19 protein-coding genes and 2 pseudogenes are annotated in these 20489 nt (G+C 70.9%); 18 read left to right on the top strand and 3 right to left on the bottom strand.

Annotation, left to right across the window (positions count from 1 at the left end; translation table 11 throughout):
- Positions 1-112: 112 nt before the first annotated feature.
- Positions 113-502, bottom strand: coding sequence for a hypothetical protein (locus tag DVH02_RS08845; RefSeq protein ID WP_114623198.1), 390 nt, complete (start codon positions 500-502; stop codon positions 113-115).
- An 11-nt stretch (positions 503-513) separates the two neighbouring features.
- Between DVH02_RS08845 and DVH02_RS08850 the strand changes: the two genes are divergently transcribed.
- The 17 genes and pseudogenes from DVH02_RS08850 to DVH02_RS35965 all read left to right on the top strand — a co-directional run.
- Positions 514-1035: a response regulator gene (locus DVH02_RS08850; RefSeq protein ID WP_199566210.1), complete on the top strand. Its 522-nt coding sequence runs from the start codon at positions 514-516 to the stop codon at positions 1033-1035.
- 69 nt (positions 1036-1104) lie between these two features.
- Positions 1105-2115 (top strand): ArgS-related anticodon-binding protein NrtL, encoded by a 1011-nt coding sequence (gene nrtL / locus DVH02_RS08855; RefSeq protein ID WP_114623199.1) that lies wholly within the window; start codon positions 1105-1107, stop codon positions 2113-2115.
- A 21-nt stretch (positions 2116-2136) separates the two neighbouring features.
- Positions 2137-3531, top strand: a complete 1395-nt coding sequence (gene lysA, locus DVH02_RS08860) for a diaminopimelate decarboxylase (protein ID WP_114623200.1) — start codon at positions 2137-2139, stop codon at positions 3529-3531.
- A 133-nt stretch (positions 3532-3664) separates the two neighbouring features.
- Entirely contained in the window at positions 3665-4966 is a 1302-nt protein-coding gene (locus DVH02_RS08865) for a homoserine dehydrogenase (protein ID WP_199566211.1), read from the top strand.
- Positions 4967-4973: 7 nt separating this feature from the next.
- The gene (gene thrC, locus DVH02_RS08870; RefSeq protein ID WP_114623201.1) at positions 4974-6059 is read left to right on the top strand and encodes a threonine synthase; all 1086 of its coding nucleotides are present in this window, start codon (positions 4974-4976) and stop codon (positions 6057-6059) included.
- Between the two features lie 289 nt (positions 6060-6348).
- Positions 6349-7269 carry a homoserine kinase gene (gene thrB / locus DVH02_RS08875; protein WP_114623202.1) on the top strand — a complete coding sequence of 307 codons (921 nt, stop codon included), beginning with the start codon at positions 6349-6351 and terminating at the stop codon, positions 7267-7269.
- A gap of 414 nt (positions 7270-7683) precedes the next feature.
- Entirely contained in the window at positions 7684-9753 is a 2070-nt protein-coding gene (gene rho, locus DVH02_RS08880; protein ID WP_114623203.1) for a transcription termination factor Rho, read from the top strand.
- 462 nt (positions 9754-10215) lie between these two features.
- Positions 10216-11325, top strand: a complete 1110-nt coding sequence (locus tag DVH02_RS08885; RefSeq protein ID WP_114623204.1) for an LCP family protein — start codon at positions 10216-10218, stop codon at positions 11323-11325.
- A gap of 167 nt (positions 11326-11492) precedes the next feature.
- Positions 11493-11717 (top strand): 50S ribosomal protein L31, encoded by a 225-nt coding sequence (gene rpmE, locus DVH02_RS08890; RefSeq protein ID WP_114623205.1) that lies wholly within the window; start codon positions 11493-11495, stop codon positions 11715-11717.
- A 137-nt stretch (positions 11718-11854) separates the two neighbouring features.
- Entirely contained in the window at positions 11855-12934 is a 1080-nt protein-coding gene (gene prfA / locus DVH02_RS08895) for a peptide chain release factor 1 (RefSeq protein WP_114623206.1), read from the top strand.
- 38 nt (positions 12935-12972) lie between these two features.
- On the top strand, positions 12973-13857 hold the full coding sequence (prmC, locus tag DVH02_RS08900) for a peptide chain release factor N(5)-glutamine methyltransferase (protein ID WP_199566212.1): 885 nt from the start codon (positions 12973-12975) through the stop codon (positions 13855-13857).
- Positions 13858-13958: 101 nt separating this feature from the next.
- Positions 13959-14606, top strand: a complete 648-nt coding sequence (locus DVH02_RS08905; RefSeq protein WP_114623207.1) for an L-threonylcarbamoyladenylate synthase — start codon at positions 13959-13961, stop codon at positions 14604-14606.
- Positions 14603-15247, top strand: coding sequence for an arsenate reductase/protein-tyrosine-phosphatase family protein (locus tag DVH02_RS08910; protein WP_114623208.1), 645 nt, complete (start codon positions 14603-14605; stop codon positions 15245-15247). The genes DVH02_RS08905 and DVH02_RS08910 overlap by 4 nt, the downstream gene beginning before the upstream one ends.
- A gap of 121 nt (positions 15248-15368) precedes the next feature.
- Positions 15369-15653: a hypothetical protein gene (locus DVH02_RS08915; RefSeq protein ID WP_233518107.1), complete on the top strand. Its 285-nt coding sequence runs from the start codon at positions 15369-15371 to the stop codon at positions 15651-15653.
- 348 nt (positions 15654-16001) lie between these two features.
- Positions 16002-16604: a MarR family winged helix-turn-helix transcriptional regulator gene (locus tag DVH02_RS08920; RefSeq protein WP_233518108.1), complete on the top strand. Its 603-nt coding sequence runs from the start codon at positions 16002-16004 to the stop codon at positions 16602-16604.
- A 117-nt stretch (positions 16605-16721) separates the two neighbouring features.
- Positions 16722-17612, top strand: a complete 891-nt coding sequence (locus tag DVH02_RS08925; RefSeq protein ID WP_114623209.1) for an NmrA/HSCARG family protein — start codon at positions 16722-16724, stop codon at positions 17610-17612.
- Between the two features lie 144 nt (positions 17613-17756).
- Positions 17757-17891: pseudogene (locus DVH02_RS35965) on the top strand (FAD-dependent monooxygenase); the annotation flags it as partial.
- A 98-nt stretch (positions 17892-17989) separates the two neighbouring features.
- On the opposite strand, the gene DVH02_RS08935 reads toward DVH02_RS35965, so the two are convergent.
- Both DVH02_RS08935 and DVH02_RS08940 read right to left on the bottom strand, forming a co-directional pair.
- Positions 17990-18547: a GNAT family N-acetyltransferase gene (locus tag DVH02_RS08935; RefSeq protein WP_114623211.1), complete on the bottom strand. Its 558-nt coding sequence runs from the start codon at positions 18545-18547 to the stop codon at positions 17990-17992.
- 20 nt (positions 18548-18567) lie between these two features.
- Positions 18568-19932, bottom strand: a complete 1365-nt coding sequence (locus tag DVH02_RS08940; protein ID WP_114623212.1) for a hypothetical protein — start codon at positions 19930-19932, stop codon at positions 18568-18570.
- A 339-nt stretch (positions 19933-20271) separates the two neighbouring features.
- Between DVH02_RS08940 and DVH02_RS35075 the strand changes: the two are divergent.
- Positions 20272-20489, top strand: a pseudogene (locus DVH02_RS35075) (ATP-binding protein); the annotation flags it as partial.

The raw sequence follows: 20489 nt of genomic DNA on the forward strand, positions 1-20489 counted from the left end.
ACGGCCGGTACGGGGCCGCCCCTCCGGACGCCGCCGCGCGAGCCGCGCTCCTGCCGCCCCCGCCCGCGCACCGCCGCCCTCGCGGTGGCCGGTGGCCTTCCCGCCCGACGGCTCACTCCCCGTCGCCGGGACGCGACATCCGCAGCGCCAGCTCCCGCAGCAGCTCCTCCGACGTGATGTCCGTACGCCCGCTGTCGTGCACCCGCGCCAGCTCGGCGTAGATGTACGAGAACGCGCCGATCAGCCGCATCACGGCGGGCAGCGCCGCCTCGGTCACCGCGTGCGCCGCCTCCAGCGGCGTCGCCTCGGGGGAGACCGTGAACGAGGGGAAGACCTCGGCGAGCAGCGAGCCGATCTGCCCGGCGCCAGGCTCGGCCCCCGGCTCGGCCCCCGGCTCGGCGGACCCCGCCGCCTCCGGGTCCTGCGCGCCCGCCGTCCTGACCCACTCCGCCGACTGCGTCAGGATTCCGATGACCCTGAGGACAACTTCGTTCTGCTCCATCCCGAGAGACTATGCCCGGGGCGCACACCGGCCGTCCGCGCCGGGTGGAAGTGGGCAAAACCCGGACGCGGCGCCGCCATCGGACCTACTCTCGAAGGGTGTCCGGGGCGTCCGGCCGGGTGCTCGTTGTCGACGACAACCGAGTCATCCGGCAGCTGATCAGGGTCAACCTTGAGCTGGAGGGGTTCGAGGTCGTGACCGCTGCCGACGGTGCCGAATGCCTGGACGTGGTGCACGACGTACGGCCCGACGCCATCACCCTCGACATGGTGATGCCCCGGCTCGACGGGGTGCGCACCGCCGCCCGGCTGCGCGCCGACCCACGCACCCGCCTCGTGCCCCTCGCGATCATCAGCGCCTGCACGCAGTACGAGATGGAGGCCGGTCTCGCCGCCGGGGCCGACGCCTTCCTCGCCAAGCCCTTCGAACCCTCGGAGCTGGTCCGACTCGTGCGGCGGCTGACCCGCCAGGAGGCGCCGTCGGCGCGTGACGGCCGCTACGGCGCCGGACGGGCCGGATCCGCCCGGAGCTGACGGCCCCGGGCCGCCCGCATGGCGAAACGGGTTCGCCAAGAGCCCACCCTCCTCCCCTACGCTGGTCCCGTGACCCCCGCAGAACTCTCCCGAACCGTGCGGCACGCCCTGTGCCGCGCCGTCGCGGACGACGCGCTGCCCGGTCCCGTGCCCGACCGGGTCGTGATCGAGCGGCCGGGCCCCGGCGGCAGCGGGGACTACGCCACCGGCGTCGCGCTGCGCCTGGCCGGTCCTGCGGGACGCCCGCCCCGCGAGGTCGCCGAGATCCTGCGCGGCCGGGTCGAGGCGGCGCCCGGAGCCGCCGGGGCCATCGCACGCGTCGAGATCACCGGCCCCGGATTCCTGAACTTCACCCTCGCCGACGACAGCCGCGACCGGCTCCGCGCCGACCTGGTCCGCGCCGTCCGGCGCGACGGCGCACGGTACGGACACGGCACCGCCCTCGCCGCCGCCGCGCCCGCCCGCTTCGCGCCCGCCGCGGAGACGCGCGCCCAGCTGTGGACCCGGACCGCCGTCGCGCTGCTCCGTACCCAGGGCGCCGCCGCGGACATCGTCCCCGGCGCCGCCGAGACGCTCCGGCCCGCCCCCGCGCCCGCCGGTGACCACCTCGCCCGGCTCGGCCCCGACGCGCTGCGCTGGGCGCTGCTGCGGCCCGCCGCGCACGACCGTCCGTACACCGGCCCCCGCCTGCTCGTACAGCGCGAGAGCAACCCCCTCTTCCGGGTCCGCTACGCACACGCCCGCGCCCGCGCGCTGGCCAGAGGCGCCGCGGACCTCGGCATCACCCCCGGCTACGAAAGGGGCGAGGAGACGCACACCGGCCTGCTCACCGCCCTCGGCGACCACCCCGCCGTCCTCGAAGCCGCCGCCCGGCTGCGCGCGCCCGACCGCCTCGCCCGCCACCTCGAACAGACCGCGGAGACCTTCCTGCGCTTCCAGGAGACCGCCCGTCCGCTGCCGCTCGGCGACGAGAAACCCTCGGCCGCCCACCGCTCCCGGCTCGCGCTCGCCGCCGCCGCCGGGGCCGTGCTGGCCGGCGGCCTGTCCCTGCTCGGCATCGACGCCCCAGAACACCTCTGAACAACCAAGAGAGCCACGAACATGAGCCGTTCAGCACACCCCGCAGGCCCCCGCCACGGGGACGTACTGCCCGAGGGCCACTACACGGCCCCCGCCGACGACCTCAACGTCCTCGACGAGAAGATCTGGTCGCGCACGGTCCGCAGGAACGAGGCCGGGGTGGCCACCGTCGGGGGCATCGAAGTGACCCGGCTCGCCGAGGAGTTCGGCACCCCCGCCTACTTCCTCGACGAGGCCGACTTCCGGGCCCGCTGCCGCGCCTGGGCGGACGCCTTCGGCCCCGGCGCCGACGTGTTCTACGCGGGCAAGGCGTTCCTCTCCCGCGCCGTCGTGCGCTGGCTGCACGAGGAGGGGCTCAACCTCGACGTGTGCTCGGGCGGCGAGCTGACGACCGCGCTGGCCGCCGGGATGCCCGCCGAGCGCATCGCCTTCCACGGCAACAACAAGTCCGCCGGCGAGATCGAGCGCGCCGTCGCCGCCGGAGTCGGCCGGATCGTCCTCGACTCGTTCCAGGAGATCGTCCAGGTCGCCCATGCCGCCCGGCGCCTCGGCAAGCGCCAGCCCGTCCAGATCAGGGTCACCGTCGGCGTCGAGGCCCACACGCACGAATTCATCGCGACGGCGCACGAGGACCAGAAGTTCGGCATCGCGCTCGCCGGGGGACAGGCGGCCGAGGCCGTCCGGCGCGCTCTGGGGCTCGACGGTCTCGAACTGATCGGCATCCACTCGCACATCGGCTCGCAGATCTTCGACATGGCGGGCTTCGAGGTCTCCGCCCGCCGCGTCGTGGGGCTGCTCGCCGACATCCGCGACGAACACGGCGTGGAACTGCCCGAGATCGACCTCGGCGGCGGCCTCGGCATCGCCTACACCGCGCAGGACACCCCGCGCGAGCCGTACGACATCGCCAAGGCGCTCAGCGACATCGTCACCCGCGAGTGCGAGTCGGCCGGGCTGCGCACCCCGCGTATCTCCGTCGAGCCGGGGCGCGCGATCGTCGGGCCCACCGCGTTCACGCTCTACGAGGTCGGCACCATCAAGCCGCTCGAAGGTCTGCGCACGTATGTCAGTGTGGACGGCGGCATGTCCGACAACATCCGTACCGCCCTCTACGACGCCGAGTACAGCGTCGCGCTCGTCTCCCGCCGCTCCGACGCCGAGGCGATGCTCACCCGCGTCGTCGGCAAGCACTGCGAGAGCGGCGACATCGTCGTACGGGACGCGTTCCTCCCCGCCGACCTGGCGCCCGGCGACCTGATCGCCGTGCCCGCCACCGGCGCGTACTGCCGCTCGATGGCGAGCAACTACAACCACGCGCTCCGGCCGCCCGTCGTCGCCGTCGGGGACGGCGAGGCCCGGGTGATCGTCCGCCGGGAGACGGAGGAGGATCTTCTCCGGCTCGACGTCGGAGAATGAGAAAAACATCTCGCAATCTGGACGAAGGACAGAAAGTCCCGTCCGGTGAGTGAGACTGGATCGCACTGATCCCGTACCGCTTGCTGTACCTCTCGTGCTCGAACGGCTGTGTTGGATGAAAGGCGTAGGTCGGATGATGCGTACGCGTCCGCTGAAGGTGGCGCTGCTGGGCTGCGGTGTGGTCGGCTCAGAGGTGGCGCGCATCATGACGACGCACGCCGACGACCTCACGGCGCGGATCGGGGCCCCGGTCGAGCTGGCCGGGGTCGCGGTCAGGCGGCCCGGCAAGGTGCGCGAGGGCATCGACCCCGCGCTGATCACCACCGACGCCACCGCCCTGGTCGAGCGGGACGACATCGACGTGGTGGTCGAGGTGATCGGCGGGATCGAGCCCGCCCGTACGCTCATCACCACCGCCTTCGCGCACGGCGCCTCCGTCGTCTCCGCCAACAAGGCGCTCCTCGCGGAGGACGGCGCGACGCTCTACGAGGCCGCCGAGCGGCACGGCCGCGACCTGTACTTCGAGGCCGCCGTCGCGGGCGCGATCCCGCTGATCAGGCCGTTGCGCGAATCCCTCGCCGGGGACACCGTCAACCGGGTCCTGGGCATCGTCAACGGCACGACCAACTTCATCCTCGACCGGATGGACACCGCGGGCGCCGGCTACTCCGAGGCGCTCGACGAGGCCACCGCCCTCGGCTACGCGGAGGCCGACCCGACGGCGGACGTCGAGGGCTTCGACGCCGCCGCCAAGGCCGCGATCCTCGCCGGGATCGCCTTCCACACCCGGGTACGGCTGGACGACGTCCACCGCGAGGGCATCACCGAGGTCACCTCGGCCGACCTCGCCTCCGCCCAGCGCATGGGCTGTACGGTCAAGCTCCTCGCCATCTGCGAGCGCGCCGCCGACGGCAGGTCCGTCACCGCCCGCGTCCACCCGGCGATGATCCCGCTCAGCCATCCGCTGGCCTCCGTGCGCGAGGCGTACAACGCGGTCTTCGTCGAGGCGGCGGCGGCCGGACAGCTGATGTTCTACGGCCCCGGCGCGGGCGGTTCGCCCACCGCGTCGGCCGTCCTCGGCGACCTGGTCGCGGTCTGCCGCAACAAGCTGGCCGGGGCGACGGGCCCCGGCGAGTCCGCGTACACCAGGCTGCCGGTCAGCCCCATGGGCGACGTGGTGACGCGCTATCACATCAGCCTCGACGTGGCCGACAAACCGGGCGTGCTCGCCCAGGTCGCGGCGGTCTTCGCCGAGCACGGCGTATCGATCGACACCGTACGGCAGAAAGGCCGGCCGGACGGGGACGGCGAGGCTTCCCTCGTCGTCGTCACCCACCGCGCGCGCGACGCCGCCCTCTCGGGGACCGTCGAAGCGCTGCGCAAGCTCGACACCGTGCGCGGTGTCGCCAGCATCATGCGTGTGGAAGGGGAGTAAGGGACCCATGACCAGCAACGGCACCCGCGAGGGCACCCACCAGTGGCGCGGCATCATCGAGGAGTACCGGCACCGTCTCCCGGTGACGGAGAGGACGCCGGTCGTCACGCTCCGCGAGGGCGGCACGCCGCTCGTTCCCGCGCAGGTGCTCTCCGAGCGGACCGGCTGTGAGGTGCACCTCAAGGTCGAGGGCGCCAACCCGACCGGATCCTTCAAGGACCGTGGCATGACCATGGCCATCACCCGGGCCAAGGAGGAGGGCGCCCAGGCGGTCATCTGCGCCTCCACCGGCAACACCTCCGCCTCCGCCGCCGCCTACGCGGTGCGCGCCGGGATGGTCTGCGCGGTCCTCGTGCCCCAGGGCAAGATCGCGCTGGGCAAGATGGGCCAGGCGCTGGTGCACGGCGCGAAGATCCTGCAGGTCGAGGGGAACTTCGACGACTGCCTGACGCTCGCCCGCTCGCTCTCCGACAACTACCCGGTGGCACTGGTCAATTCGGTCAACCCGGTGCGTATCGAGGGTCAGAAGACCGGCGCCTTCGAGATCGTGGACGCGCTCGGCGACGCCCCCGACATCCATGTGCTGCCCGTCGGCAACGCGGGCAACATCACCGCGTACTGGAAGGGCTACACCGAGTACGCCGCCGACGGCGTGGCGTCGCACACGCCGCGCATGTGGGGCTTCCAGGCGTCCGGCTCCGCGCCCATCGTGCGCGGCGAGATCGTCAAGGACCCGCACACCGTCGCCACCGCGATCCGGATCGGCAACCCGGCGTCCTGGCAGTACGCGCTGGCCGCCCGCGACGAGTCCGGCGGCTTCATCGACGAGGTGACGGACCGGCAGATCCTCTCCGCCTACCGGCTGTTGGCCTCCCAGGAGGGCGTCTTCGTGGAGCCCGCCTCGGCCGCCTCCGTGGCCGGTCTGCTCAAGGCCGCCGAGGAGGGCAAGGTCGACCCCGGCCAGCGCATCGTGTGCACCGTCACCGGCAACGGCCTCAAGGACCCGGACTGGGCGGTCGCGGGCGCGCCGCAGCCGGTCACCGTCCCGATCGACGCGGTCGTCGCCGCCGAACGGCTCGGGCTCACGTCCTGAAGCGCGGCCCGGCCCGCTGACGTACGGCGGTGAAGCCGTACGTCGGCCACGTCGCGCGCGTCGAAGTACGGCAAGACCGACAAAGGCGCACAGGAGGCCCCGCGACACGCATCGTGCGCCTCCTGTGCGCCCTATGTCGCGGCGGAACCAACCTTCGATAGGCTGTACCCAATCCCGCCCGCCGCATATGCCGCGTGGTGTTGATGCCCGCTCGCCTCCGGGCGTTCCGTATGTCCCGCACCTCGCGCGGGAATCCCACCCGCAGCAGCCAAGGAGAGTCGTCGAAGCGATGGCCGGTCCCGCGTTCCGCGCCGCCGCCGTACGGGTGCGCACCCCCGCCACCAGCGCCAACCTCGGTCCGGGCTTCGACGCCCTGGGGCTCTCGCTGGGGCTCTACGACGACGTGGTCGTCCGTGTCGCCGACTCCGGGCTGCACGTCGACATCGCGGGCGAGGGCGCCGAGACGCTGCCCCGCGACGAGAACCATCTGCTCGTACGGTCCCTGCGCACCGCTTTCGACCTGCTCGGCGGGCAGCCGCGCGGCCTGGAGGTCGTCTGCGCCAACCGCATCCCGCACGGGCGCGGCCTCGGCTCCTCCTCGGCCGCGATCTGCGCCGGGATCGTCGCCGCCCGCGCGGTCACCATAGGCGGCGACGCCCGGCTCGACGACGCGGCGCTGCTGGAGCTGGCGACCGAGATCGAGGGGCACCCCGACAACGTCGCCGCCTGTCTGCTCGGCGGCTTCACCCTGGCCTGGATGGACGGGGGAGCGGCGCGCGCCATCAGGATGAGCCCCGTCGGGTCCATCGTTCCGGTGGTTTTCGTTCCCGGCAAGCCGGTCCTCACGGAGACCGCCCGCGGCCTGCTGCCGCGCACCGTCCCCCATGTGGACGCGGCGGCCAACGCCGGTCGCGCGGCCCTGCTCGTGGAGGCCATGACCAGGCGTCCCGAACTGCTGCTGCCGGCCACCGAGGACCGGCTCCACCAGGACTACCGGGCACCGGCGATGCCGCAGAGCGTCGCCCTGGTCAACCGGCTGCGCGCGGACGGTGTCCCGGCGGTCATCTCCGGCGCGGGCCCCACGGTCCTGGCGCTGGTCGAGGACGGTGCGGCCGACAAGGTCGCGCGGCTGGCGGGTGAGGGATGGGCGGCCAACCGGCTCTCCCTCGACGCCGGGGGTGCGAGCGTCCTGCCGCTCGGCTCGCAGTAACAAGTGATTGCCGGTGAGTGAGAGGGGGAATGTTTGTTGGAGCCGGTAGTGTTAACCTCAAGTCTGCACCCGACGTCTTTGAGGCGCGGTGCTTCGTGTCCCGCTTCGGGACCACCCTTCTTCCGGGAGCCTCCCCAACTGCCTGAGCAGCCTGCCTGAGCAGTTTTGAGCACGCACCGGAACCGGCACGACACCCCCCGTTTTTCCCCGCGGAGGGCCGAGCAGGGGGACCTCGGGCCGGGCCCATGGCACGTACGCACGTATCCAGACAGCACGTATGCACCTACGCAGATTTCTCCGCCACATCCGGCGGGACCACCGCCCCGGCCCGGTCCACAAGATGGGACCGCAGCCGGACAGCACAACCGGTCGCCGAGCCAGAAGGCCGACGTCCGCTCCAGGGAAGGACCCTTCGTGAGCGACACCACCGATCTGATGGGCGTGACTGCCGACAGCAGTGTCGACACCAGCGCGCCCGCCGAAGGTGCTGCCACTGGCACCACCTCGCGGCGCCGCCGCTCCGGCACCGGCCTCGACGGCATGGTCCTGGCCGAGTTGCAGCAGGTCGCGTCCGGCCTCGGGATCAGGGGCACGGCGCGGATGCGCAAAAGCCAGCTGATCGAGGTCATCAAGGAGGCGCAGGCCGGCTCCTCGCAGGCGGCCAAGCCCGCTGACAGCACCGCCGACGGCGCCGAGACCAAGCCCAAGCGGCGCGCCACCTCCAAGGCCCGTACGGGCGAGGCCGCCGCCGAGGCGAAGGCCGGCAAGGCCGAGCAGGCCGTGGCCCAGCAGCAGATCGACATCCCCGGCCAGCCCGCCAGCGACGAACAGCCCGCGGGCGAGCGCCGCCGTCGCAGGGCCACCGCACAGGCCGGCAGCCCCGACACCAAGACGGAGGCCAAGGCCGAGGCGCCGGCCGACGTCAAGGTCGAGGCACAGCCCGACGCCAGGGCCGAGGCCGCGGTCTCCGCGTCCGGCGCGGGCACCGCGCAGAGCGAGGCCGAGGGCCGCCGCGGCGACCGTCAGGACCGCGGCCAGCGCGCCGAGCGCGACCGCGGCGACCGCAGGGACCGCCAGCGCGACCGCCGCGGCAAGGGCGACGAGCAGCAGGGCGGCCAGGGCGGCCAGCAGCAGGGCGGCGGTCGCCAGCAGCGCGACAACCAGCGCGACAACCGCGGCGGCGGCCAGAACAGCGGCCAGAACGCCCCGAACAACGGCCCGCAGGACGACTTCGACGACGAGGCGGGCGGCCGGCGCGGCCGGCGCGGGCGCTACCGCGACCGGCGTGGCCGCCGCGGGCGCGACGAGTTCGGCCCCGGTGAGCCGCAGGTCGCCGACGACGACGTGCTGATCCCCGTCGCGGGCATCCTCGACATCCTCGACAACTACGCGTTCATCCGGACCTCCGGCTACCTGCCGGGCCCGAACGACGTGTACGTCTCGCTCGCCCAGGTCCGCAAGAACGGCCTGCGCAAGGGCGACCACGTCACCGGCGCCGTGCGCCAGCCCAAGGACGGCGAGCGCCGCGAGAAGTTCAACGCGCTGGTCCGGCTGGACTCCGCCAACGGCATGGGCGCGGACTCGGGCCGGGGCCGTCCCGAGTTCCAGAAGCTGACCCCGCTCTACCCGCAGGACCGGCTCCGGCTGGAGACCGACCCGGGGGTGACGACCACGCGGATCATCGACCTGGTCGCCCCCATCGGCAAGGGCCAGCGCGGTCTGATCGTGGCCCCGCCGAAGACCGGCAAGACCATGATCCTCCAGGCCATCGCCAACGCGATCACGGTCAACAGCCCCGAGTGCCACCTGATGGTCGTCCTCGTCGACGAGCGTCCCGAAGAGGTCACCGACATGCAGCGGTCGGTCAAGGGCGAGGTCATCTCCTCGACCTTCGACCGTCCGGCCGAGGACCACACCACCGTCGCCGAGCTGGCCATCGAGCGCGCCAAGCGCCTGGTGGAGCTGGGCCACGACGTGGTCGTCCTGCTCGACTCGATCACCCGTCTGGGCCGCGCGTACAACCTCGCCGCGCCCGCCTCCGGCCGCATCCTGTCCGGTGGTGTCGACTCGACCGCGCTCTACCCGCCGAAGCGCTTCTTCGGCGCGGCGCGCAACATCGAGGACGGCGGTTCGCTGACCATCCTGGCCACCGCGCTGGTCGAGACCGGTTCGCGGATGGACGAGGTCATCTTCGAGGAGTTCAAGGGCACCGGCAACATGGAGCTGCGGCTCGACCGGAAGCTCTCGGACAAGCGCATCTTCCCGGCGGTGGACGTGGACGCGTCCTCCACCCGTAAGGAAGAGATCCTCCTCGGCAGCGACGAGCTGGCCGTGGTCTGGAAGCTGCGCCGGGTGCTGCACGCGCTCGACCAGCAGCAGGCGATCGAGCTGCTCGTCGACAAGATGAAGAAGACGAAGTCGAACGCCGAGTTCCTGCTCCAGATCCAGAAGACGACCCCTGGCTCCGGCAACGGGAACGACTGACCCGCGCAGACCCGCGCACCCGTGAATCCGCCCCGCCGCCACAGGCGCCGGGGCGGATTTTTCGTGCCCGCGCCAGCCCGCCCGACCGCCGGTCTGCCCGCCCGACCGCCAGTCCGACCGCCAGTCCGCCCGCCAGTCCGCCCGCCGGTCCGCCCGGCCGCCCGCCGGTCCGCCCTCTCCGGCCGTGCGCCCGGAGACCTTCGCCACACCCCGCACGTCGGTCCCTGAGCGCCCCCTGAGCGGCCTCGCACCCCCGCGCCGCAGGTCGAGGCGGTGGGCGGCCCGGCGGCGGCCCCACCGGCGAGCTGCCCGCGCCCGCCCGCCGCCTGCCCTCGGCACAGCGTGGTGTGCAACCCTTCCGGATGCTTCACTGTCTGTACAAGTGGCGACATAGCGCGCCTCGTCACCGCGGCAGGAGGCAGCCGGGGGCCAAGGACGACGGAGACGGACAGAGGGACGGACATGGGCGACCGGAAAAACGGCCGAATACGCGGCAGCGGCAAGCGCCGCACGACGGCGGGCAGACCGCGCCGGGCGACGACCGTGGTGGCCTGGTCGGCCGCGGCGCTGGTGCTCGTCGGCGGATCCGGGCTCGGATACGTCTACTTCAAGCTCGACGGCAACATCAGGGGCGTCGACATCGACGCGCAGCTGGGCAGGGACCGCCCGGCCAACCCCGACAACGGCTCCGAGGACATCCTCGTACTCGGCTCGGACTCCCGGGCAGGCGCGAACTCCGCGTACGGCAAGGACGAGGGCGGCGCCCGCTCCGACACGGCGATGATCGTCCACGTCTACCAGGGCCACAAGAAGGCCAGCGTCGTCTCCGTACCCCGCGACACCCTGGTCGACCGCCCGGCCTGCGCCACCGGCGACGGCGGCACGGACCCGGGGGCGCACCTGGCGATGTTCAACACGGCGTACGAGGTCGGCGGCCCCGCCTGCGCCGTCAAGACCGTCGAGCAGCTGTCCGGCATCCGCATGGACCACTACATCGAGGTCGATTTCACCGGCTTCAAGAAGCTCGTCGACGAACTGGGCGGCGTCAAGATCACCACCAGCCGCGCCATCGACGACCCCAAGAGCCATCTCACGCTGGCGCCCGGCACCCACACGCTCGACGGCGAGCAGTCCCTCGGCCTGGTGCGCACCCGCCACGGCGTCGGCGACGGCAGCGACCTGGGCCGCATACAGCTCCAGCAGGCGTTCATCAAGGCGCTGATCGAGCAGGTCAAGAGCGTCGGCGTGTTCAGCAACCCCAAGAAGCTCTACGACCTCGCCGACACCGCCACCAAGGCGATCACCCCGGACTCCCGGCTGGACTCCGTCAACGAGCTGATCAGCTTCGCCGACGGGCTGAAGAACCTCGGCCCGAAGGACGTCCACATGATCACCCTGCCGGTGCGCTACGACCCCGACGACCCCAACCGCGTCCTGCCGCTGCCCGCCGCCGCCCGGCAGGTCTGGACGGCCCTCAAGCAGGACAAGGCGATCCCCGCCTCGGCGACCAGGGATTCCGCCGGCGACAAGGGCTCCGCGCACAGCGTCGTCACGGGCAGTGACAAGAGCTGAGCGGACGGCCCCGAACCCGGACCCGCGGAACACTTCCGGAATACTTTCCGCCGCACCCCGGTTTGGGCAGATGCGGCCGGTCCTGGCAGACTGGTACGTCGGCCCCGGTTCACGTACGAGCAATCCGCGCGTACGACCCGGCGCCCTCCCGAATCTAGGAGAACCCCTTGAAGCGCGACATCCACCCCACGTACGTCGAGACCGAGGTCAGCTGCACCTGCGGCGCGTCGTTCGTCACCCGCAGCACCATCGAGAGCGGCCGCATCCGCGCCGACCTGTGCTCCGAGTGCCACCCGTTCTACACGGGCAAGCAGAAGATCCTCGACACCGGTGGCCGCGTGGCCCGCTTCGAGGCCCGCTTCGGCAAGGCCGCTGCCGCCGCCAAGAAGTAGCGAGCCTTCCGCGCCGGTTTCCGGTACCCCGCTAGGCCCTGTACGGGCCGGGGCGCCGGGACCGGCGCTTTGGCGTCCCGCAGCACCTTCGCAGCACTCTCGCAGTACTTCTTACGTACGAAACCAGGAGCCCCCGAATGTTCGAGGCGGTCGAGGAACTGATCGGCGAGCACGCCGATCTGGAGAAGAAGCTCGCCGACCCGTCGGTCCACGCGGACCAGGGCAACGCGCGCAAGCTCAACAAGCGTTACGCCGAGCTGACCCCGATCGTCTCCACGTACCGCTCCTGGAAGCAGCTGGGCGAGGACATCGCGACCGCCCGCGAGTTCGCCGCCGACGACCCGGACTTCCTCGCCGAGGCCAAGGAGTCGGAGAAGCGCCGCGAAGAGGTCACCGAGAAGCTGCGCCTGCTGCTCGTCCCCCGCGACCCCAGTGACGACAAGGACGTGATCCTTGAGGTCAAGGCCGGCGCGGGCGGCGACGAGTCCGCGCTGTTCGCCGGCGACCTGCTGCGCATGTACCTGCGCTACGCCGAGCGCGTCGGCTGGAAGACCGAGATCATCGACGCCACCGAATCCGAACTGGGCGGTTACAAGGACGTCCAGGTCGCGGTGAAGACCAAGGGCGGCAACGGCGCCACCGAGCCCGGCCAGGGCGTGTGGGCCCGGCTGAAGTACGAGGGCGGCGTGCACCGCGTGCAGCGCGTGCCCTCCACCGAGTCCCAGGGCCGTATCCACACCTCCGCCGCCGGCGTGCTCGTCACGCCCGAGGCCGAGGAGGTCGACGTCGAGATCCTCGCCAACGACCTGCGCATCGACGTCTACCGCTCCTCCGGCCCCGGCGGCCAGTCCGTCAACACCACGGACTCCGCCGTCCGCATCACCCACCTGCCGACCGGCGTCGTCGCCTCCTGCCAGAACGAGAAGAGCCAGCTCCAGAACAAGGAGCAGGCCATGCGTATCCTGCGCTCGCGGCTGCTCGCCGCCGCGCAGGAGGAGGCGGAGAAGAACGCGGCCGACGCCCGGCGCAGCCAGGTCCGCACCGTCGACAGGTCCGAGAAGATCCGCACGTACAACTTCCCGGAGAACCGGATCTCGGACCACCGGGTCGGATTCAAGGCGTACAACTTGGACCAGGTGCTCGACGGAGAGCTGGACGCCGTCATCCAGGCCTGCGTGGACGCCGACTCCGCCGCCAAGCTGGCAGCCGCGCAGTAACCCCGTCAGCCACACTCTCGCACTCGGAGGAACCAGCCGTGCAGCCACATTCTGGGGGGCCCAGCGACTCCCAGCGGCGCAGCCTGCTGCTCGCGGAGGTGGCCCAGGCCACCCAGCGGCTGGCCGACGCGGGCGTGCCCTCACCGCGCTTCGACGCCGAGGAACTCGCCGCGTACGTGCACGGCGTCAAACGGGGTGAGCTGCACCGCGTCAAGGACATCGACTTCGACGCCCGTTACTGGGAGGCCGTGGCCCGCCGCGAGGCCCGTGAACCGCTTCAGCACATCACCGGCCGCGCCTTCTTCCGCTATCTGGAACTCCAGGTGGGCCCCGGCGTGTTCGTGCCCCGCCCGGAGACCGAGTCGGTCGTCGGGTGGGCCATAGACGCCGTACGCGCGATGGACGTCGTCGAGCCGATCGTCGTCGATCTGTGCTCCGGCTCCGGCGCGATCGCCCTCGCCATGGCGCAGGAGGTGCCGCGCTCGCGCGTGCACGCCGTCGAGCTGTCCGAGGACGCCCTCGCCTGGACCAGGAAGAACGCGGAAGGGTCCAGGGTCACCGTGCACCGCGGCGACGCCCTGAGCGCGCTGCCCGAACTGGACGGCCAGGTCGACCTGGTCATCTCCAACCCGCCGTACATCCCGCTCACCGAGTGGGAGTACGTGGCGCCCGAGGCCCGCGACCACGACCCCGAGATGGCCCTCTTCTCCGGCGAGGACGGCCTCGACACGATCCGCGGCATCGAGCGCACCGCGCACCGGCTGCTGCGCCCCGGCGGTCTCGTCGTCATCGAGCACGCGGACACCCAGGGCGGACAGGTCCCGTGGATCTTCAGCGAGGAGTCCGGCTGGGCGGACGCCGCCGACCACCCCGACCTGAACAAGCGCCCCCGCTTCGCCACGGCCCGCAAGGCCATGCCGTGAGGTTCCGGGGGAACGAACGAATCCAGCACGGTCGGCCGAGGGCAGGGGCGAATGGCGCCCCGGCGGCGAACCGGGCGGCACACACGAGGAGGGCCCGTTAAATGGCTCGGCGATACGACTGCAACGACGCGACCGACCGTGCCACGGGTCTGCGCGAGGCCGCGTCGGCCGTACGCCGCGGTGAGCTGGTCGTGCTGCCCACCGACACGGTGTACGGGATCGGCGCCGACGCCTTCAGCGCCGACGCGGTCGCCGACCTGCTGGCGGCTAAGGGGCGGGGCCGCACCATGCCCACTCCGGTGCTCATCGGCTCCCCGAACACCCTGCACGGCCTGGTCACGGACTTCTCCGAGCAGGCGTGGGAGCTGGTCGACGCCTTCTGGCCCGGCGCGCTGACCCTGGTCGCCAAGCACCAGCCCTCGCTCCAGTGGGACCTCGGCGACACCCGCGGCACCGTCGCGATCCGGATGCCGCTGCACCCCGTCGCCATCGAACTGCTCACCGAGGTCGGCCCGATGGCCGTCTCCAGCGCCAACCTCACGGGACACCCGGCTCCCGAGAACTGCGACGCCGCGCAGGAGATGCTCGGCGACTCCGTCTCCGTCTACCTCGACGGCGGCCCCACGCCCGCCAACATCCCCTCCTCGATCGTCGACGTCACCGGCCGGGTTCCGGTGCTGCTGCGGGCCGGCGCCCTCGACGCAGAGGAGCTGCGCAAGGTGGTACCCGACCTTGAGGTGGCCAATTGACCGCCCCGCAGGGGCGTGGCATAGCGGAGACCGCGTACACCGGCACTCCTTTCCGCATCCTCCACGTCAGTACCGGCAACGTCTGCCGCTCGCCCATCACCGAGCGGCTGAACCGGCACGCCCTCAGCGTCCGCCTCGGCGAGCGGCTGCCGGGCGGCCTGATCGTGGAGAGTGCGGGCACCTGGGGCCACGAGGGCGCCCCGATGGAGGCCAACGCCGAGGCCGTCCTCGCCGACTTCGGCGCGGACGCCTCCGGCTTCGTCGGCCGTGAACTGCTCGACGAGCACGTCATCCGGGCCGACCTCGTCCTCACCGCGACCCGCGACCACCGCGCCCAGGTGATCTCCATGGGCCACTCGGCGGGGCTGCGCACCTTCACCCTCAAGGAGTTCACCCGGCTGGTACGCGCCATAGACCCGGCCACCCTGCCCGACCCGCTGGACGACGGCGTGGTCGAACGCGCCCAGGCCCTGGTCCGCGCCGCCGCCGCGCTCCGCGGCTGGCTGCTGGCGCCCACGGCGGACGCGGACGAGGTCTACGACCCGTACGGCGCGCCCCTGACCTTCTTCCGGTCGATCGGCGAGGAGATCAACCAGGCCCTGGACCCGGTGGTGACGGCACTTACGGGCGTGCGGGCGTAGCGCCGGTCGCGCTGTTCGGACCACCGGCCCGTCAAGCGGGTACCAGACGGCTGGTGAAGCCCGCGCGACACAGCCGCTCGTAGGCGTCGGTGACATCATTCGCCGCGTCTACCCTCGTGAGGTGCAGCTGCCTCGGGGTCCGTCGAACGTCGCCCACCCCCTCGTGGCGGCATTTCCGACCCGTCTCGCCGGTGACGTGCAGAGTGTCCTGACGGTCATGCCGGAGGCCGGCTCCGCACCGATGACGCCCTTCGAGGTCGAGGTGCGGGGCGAGACCGTCGCCATCCCGTCGCGTATCCACCACGAGGAGCCGGTGTTCCGGGCCGCTGCTGTGGAACAGACGGGCGCGAGGTGGCCGCGGCACACACCGCCCCCGTCGGCTGACGCGAGTGCGGCACCCGCCTGAGTTCGGCCGTGGTCCTGTCCGACAAGGGGAGATCGCTTGGTCGGGGCGATGCCGTGCATGGTGTCGTGGACGCTGTCTCCCCTGAGCCGACAGTCGCGGAGGATCTTCGAGGTCTTCGCCCGTGCGGAACGGGCTCGCCTGGGACTGAACCTGCTTGTACGGGCGGTGGTGTTCCCGCTTCCAGCCGGGCAGCTCCTGGCCTTTGCGGCGTCGGCAGAGTCCGTCCGACCATCTCGACAAGGCAGATATCAGCGTCGATGACGACCTGGCGGGCAGATTTCGGCTGGTACGGCGACCGCAGTCTGGGATGTTTGATGGGTTGTCGCTGGTAGTGGCTTTGACGAGCCCTTGTTTGATGGCGTAGTCGCCAGTCTGACCAGTGATCGATACGGCGGGGCCACCGCGCTGGTGCCCGCCGCGGTCGGCCTCGTCCGCGCCGCCCGCACGGCCATGCTCTCCGAGCGCATCCCGGCCGCGCTCGCGGCGGTAGACTGCGCGTTCGGCACCGGACGAGGGGAAGCGGGCGTGGACTACGGCGACAAGCTCTTCTGGCTCTCGGTCCTGATCCAGCGCAGGTACGCGCAGATCTGCGCTGAGTACGACCTGACTTCCTCGCAGGCCACGCTGCTGTGCGCGATCAAGGACGAGCCGCGGCGGATGAGCTACCTCGCCACCGCGCTCGGCATGACCAAGAACGCGCTGAGTCAGCTTGTGGACCGCACCGAGCGGCGCGACCTGGTCAGCCGGGTCAGCTCAGAGCAGGACCGGCGGGTCATCATGCTCGGCGTAACGCCCACGGGGAAGGTGCTCGCCGAGGCCGTCTACGCCGAGACCACCAAGCGCCTGCCCGACATCGCGGAGAACCTCGACGCCGAGGACCAACGCGAGTTCGAACGCGTCGCCACCGCCGTCGTGGACAGGTCCGGCGTCTCGGCCTCCACTTCGTCCTGACCCACCGCTTCGTCCTGACCCACCGCGCAGTGCCCTCGTGGCACCCGCACGCCTTGCAGTAGTTCACGGCGTGAACTATTATGGTTCATGTCATGAACTAGCGAGAGGGCAGACGAGATGAACACGCAGGAAACCGGCACGATCGCCGTCTTCGGTGCGACGGGGCAGCAGGGCGGGGCGGTCGTCGACGCGCTCCTGGACCGAGGGGCGCGAGTGCGGGCCCTCGTCCGCTCCCCGGAGTCCGACCGGGCACGGGCACTGGCCACCCGGGGCGTCGCGCTGGCAACCGTCCGGATCGACGACCCGGCGTCCGTGGTCACCGCGCTGGAGGCGGTCGACGCGTTCTACTTCATGACCCCGGAGGCCAACAGCCTCAAGGAGATCGAGGAGGAGGTCCGCGTGGGCACCACCCTCGTCGACGCGGCGGTCGCGGCGCGCGTGCCGCACGTCGTGTTCAATTCGGTCTTCGGAGCGGATCGCGTGACGGGCGTGCCACACCACGACTCGAAGCACCGGATCGAGGAGCACTTGAGGCGTTCCGCCCTGAGGACGACGATGGTCCGTCCGACCGGCTTCATGGAGAACTTCGCGAACGTGATGGCGCCGAGGGTGGAGGACGGCACGATGGTGCTGAGGATGCCGCTGCCGGAGGACGCCCCCCTCAAGCTGATCTCGATCAGGGACATCGGCCGGATCGCCACCGCGGTCCTGCTCGGCACCGTGGACGTGCCCGGCGGAGCCGTCGAGGCCGTCGGCGACGAGTTGACGGGCCCTCAGATCGCCGCCGCGTTCGGCGCCTACGCCGGGCTCCCGTCGCGCTACGAGGCCCTGCCGCTGAGCGTCCTGCCCAACGAACTCGACAGGGAGATGTTCCGCGAGTTCGAGAAGGCGTCCGAACACCCGTCGGACCTCGCGGCGGTGCGGGCGATCGAGCCGACCACCTGGGACCTGGCCGAGTGGATCCGGTCCAGCGGCTGGACCGCGCCCGCGGACCGAGTCCGTTCCTGAGCCCTGCGCGCGGGCCACTTGGCCTGCCTGCCCACGCCGCTCGAGTGCGTAGCGCTGGACAGCCGCCACCCGTACGGGGGACCGCGCGCGGTCGGGGGTCGAGGAACTGCTGGTCTCGCGCGCACTCCGGCTCGACTTGAGTGGCACCAGCGGGGGAGGGGCTTCCTCGCGGGCGACGCGGCCCACGTGCACTTCCGCTCGGGCGGCCCCGGGATGAACAGGGGGTCGCAGGACGCAGTCAACCTGGGCTGGAAGCTCGCCACCGCCGTGCACGGCTGGTGACGCGCTGCTGGACACCTACCACCGGCTAAGTCTGTTGGGCGGGCGACCCGGTCGCCGATGAGGAGACGTTGCCGGCCGCGTTGACGACCGGGTTCCTATGAGCTTTCGTTGACCGGCCATTCCTCGCGGAGGATCCCGTACGTGATCGAGTCGCGCCAGGCACCGTGCACGTGGACGTGCCCCCGGATGCGTCCTTCTTCGGTCATTCCTGCGGCCAGCAGGGTCTTGGCCGCTGCCTCGTTGAGCGGGGAGCGAGCCGCCCAGACGCGGTGGAGGTCCAGGTCGGCGAAGGCGAGAGCGAGCAGCAGCTGAACGGTCTCCCGGCCGTAGCCGAGGCCCCAGGAGTCGGCGCGCAGGGCGCCACCGATGGTGGCCGCGCGCTGCTGGTGAGGGTCGAGCGCCAAACGGGCGAAGCCGATGAGCTCGCCCCCGTCCTTTCGCGTCAGAGCGAGCGCATACTCGTCCCGTGGGGAGGCCGTCGCCGACGCCATGGACCGGGCGACGATGCCGTCGACCTCTTCTGGTGTGCGCGGAGTGAAGCTCAGATGCTCGGTGACCTCGTGGCTGCCGTAGATGGTAGCCACGGCAGCGACATCGGCCGCGGAGAGTTCACGGAGAGCGAGACGAGCGTCGTGGCGTGCAATTGGATACATGTTCTGAAACTCCTGACGTTTCAGCGCCGCAGAGCCAGAGGCCGGTTGCGACTGAAGGCTGCGATCTTCTCGCAAAGCTCCCGCGCCATGACCGAATTGCGCGAAGGCCCGCTGCGGAGGGAGGTCTCCACGCGCCGCACGGAGCTGATGATGCCGGCATTGCGCCGGTTGGGCGGTAGGTCGAGTACAGGGCGGACGGCTTCGGCTGTCCCTTCAAGGTCCGCCATCTGAAGTCGAGCGAGCGCGAGATTGGACTGGCAGCCAGCCTCGGCAGCAAACGCCCAGTACGGATCGTTGGCGTCCTTCAACTCTCGTACCGCATCCTCTGCGCGCCTGACCAGAGCCACATCGTTGTCCCCGAGCAAGACCTCCGCCTCGATACCGAAGAACGTCTGCCTGATTTGAGGAAAGAAGAAGTTTCCGCCCAGATCGTCGAGATCGTCCGGGCGGGTGCGCTCCCGCAGTTCCTCGGCGCGGCGAATTGCTGCACGAACGGTCTTCGCGTCACCCAACAGGGCTGCGGCACGGGCCTCTTGGGCTGCCAGCCATACAGTGACGCTGCTGTGTAGCTCGGTGCTGATCTCGACGCCCTGACGTGCGTAGTGCAGGGAGTCCTCGGGCCGGTTGGCCCAGTACGAGATAGCAGACTGGAGCCCTTTCACCCAAGCCCTCAGTGCCTGGTGCTCAGCCTGATCCGCGCAGACGGATGCGGTGCGCGCCTGCATCATGGCCGATTGAGGGTCGCCGAGATCGTGTCCGGCTTTGGCCAGCATCCCTGACTGGATGGCGGCGAGGAGAAACAGATCTCGGCTCTGCGACGGCTTGACTCGGCCACTCTCCAAGAGCCGGAACGTTGTGTCCTGGATGTAGGTCAGGTCGTCAAGGATGGTCCCGACAGGGACGCGCAAGTGGATTTCGGCGATACGGCGTACCTCGGTATGAAGGTAGTCGAGCGTTTCCTGGCCCGCCCGCTTCTGCTCTGCTCCCATGGCGAAATCCATCGCGCGTCGTGCGGCCATAGCTGCGTTCCGTCCCATCTCGTACTGGTCCGCGCCAGGAGCGGCACGGATGGTGGTGTGCGTCGCGCTGAACTCGCCAGTCATCCTGGGTCCCATGGCGATGGGCGCCTTCGAGGGGGCTTCGGCGAGGAGTTCGTTGATCGGCCTCATGAAGAGGTGAGCCAGGATCCGGCGTGCCTCGTTCTGGGGTGTCACCCGGCCTGCGTACCAACGCTCGAAGGTTCTGTCCGAAACCGTGTGTGTGGCGAGGGAGGGATCGCGAACCTTCTCCGCCAGACTCCGGGCCGCTCGCTGGTATTGATCGATGAAAATCCGATAGTCCTTCCATCGCATTTCATCGATTAAGACCCGGAGGAGCGTGGTCATCGGATCCCCTTCTCTAGTTCAGCGTGTCACTGCGACCGTACGACCGCAGAGTCCCAACGGGACCCCACTGAATGGCTTTCTGGCGACTCTGTCGGAACTATGGCGAATCTTTGTCGAACATGCCTTCCGTCTCCTCGGAATGACATGACTCTGTCGGTGGATCTGCGCTTTCGGGCTCGCCACCATCGAACCAACACCACTTCAAGTGACCTTTCGGACGCGGAAAGTAGCCGCTCGTGTTCTTGGAACGGTGCGAATCGAGCCCGAACCAGCACTGACCAGCGCCCCACCCAGGGGCTCTTGTGCGCTGGCCTACATACCCACGAGAGGACACGCGTGGTGACCATGCTCCCGAAGCAGTACGACGTTGCCCATTCCCATCCGCCGGCGGGGCCGCCGCCGCAGCTCATGTTGGTGAGCGAGCCGCAGTCGGTGCACGCGGCACGAGGGTGGGCGCGGGAGTTCATCGGAAGGCGGCTGCCGACGGCGCGTGGCGAGCGGGCGGCGGATATCGAGCTGGTGGTCTCCGAACTGGTCACCAATGCCATCCGCTACGG

The organism is Streptomyces corynorhini, assembly GCF_003346515.1.
GTDB lineage: Bacteria > Actinomycetota > Actinomycetes > Streptomycetales > Streptomycetaceae > Streptomyces > Streptomyces corynorhini.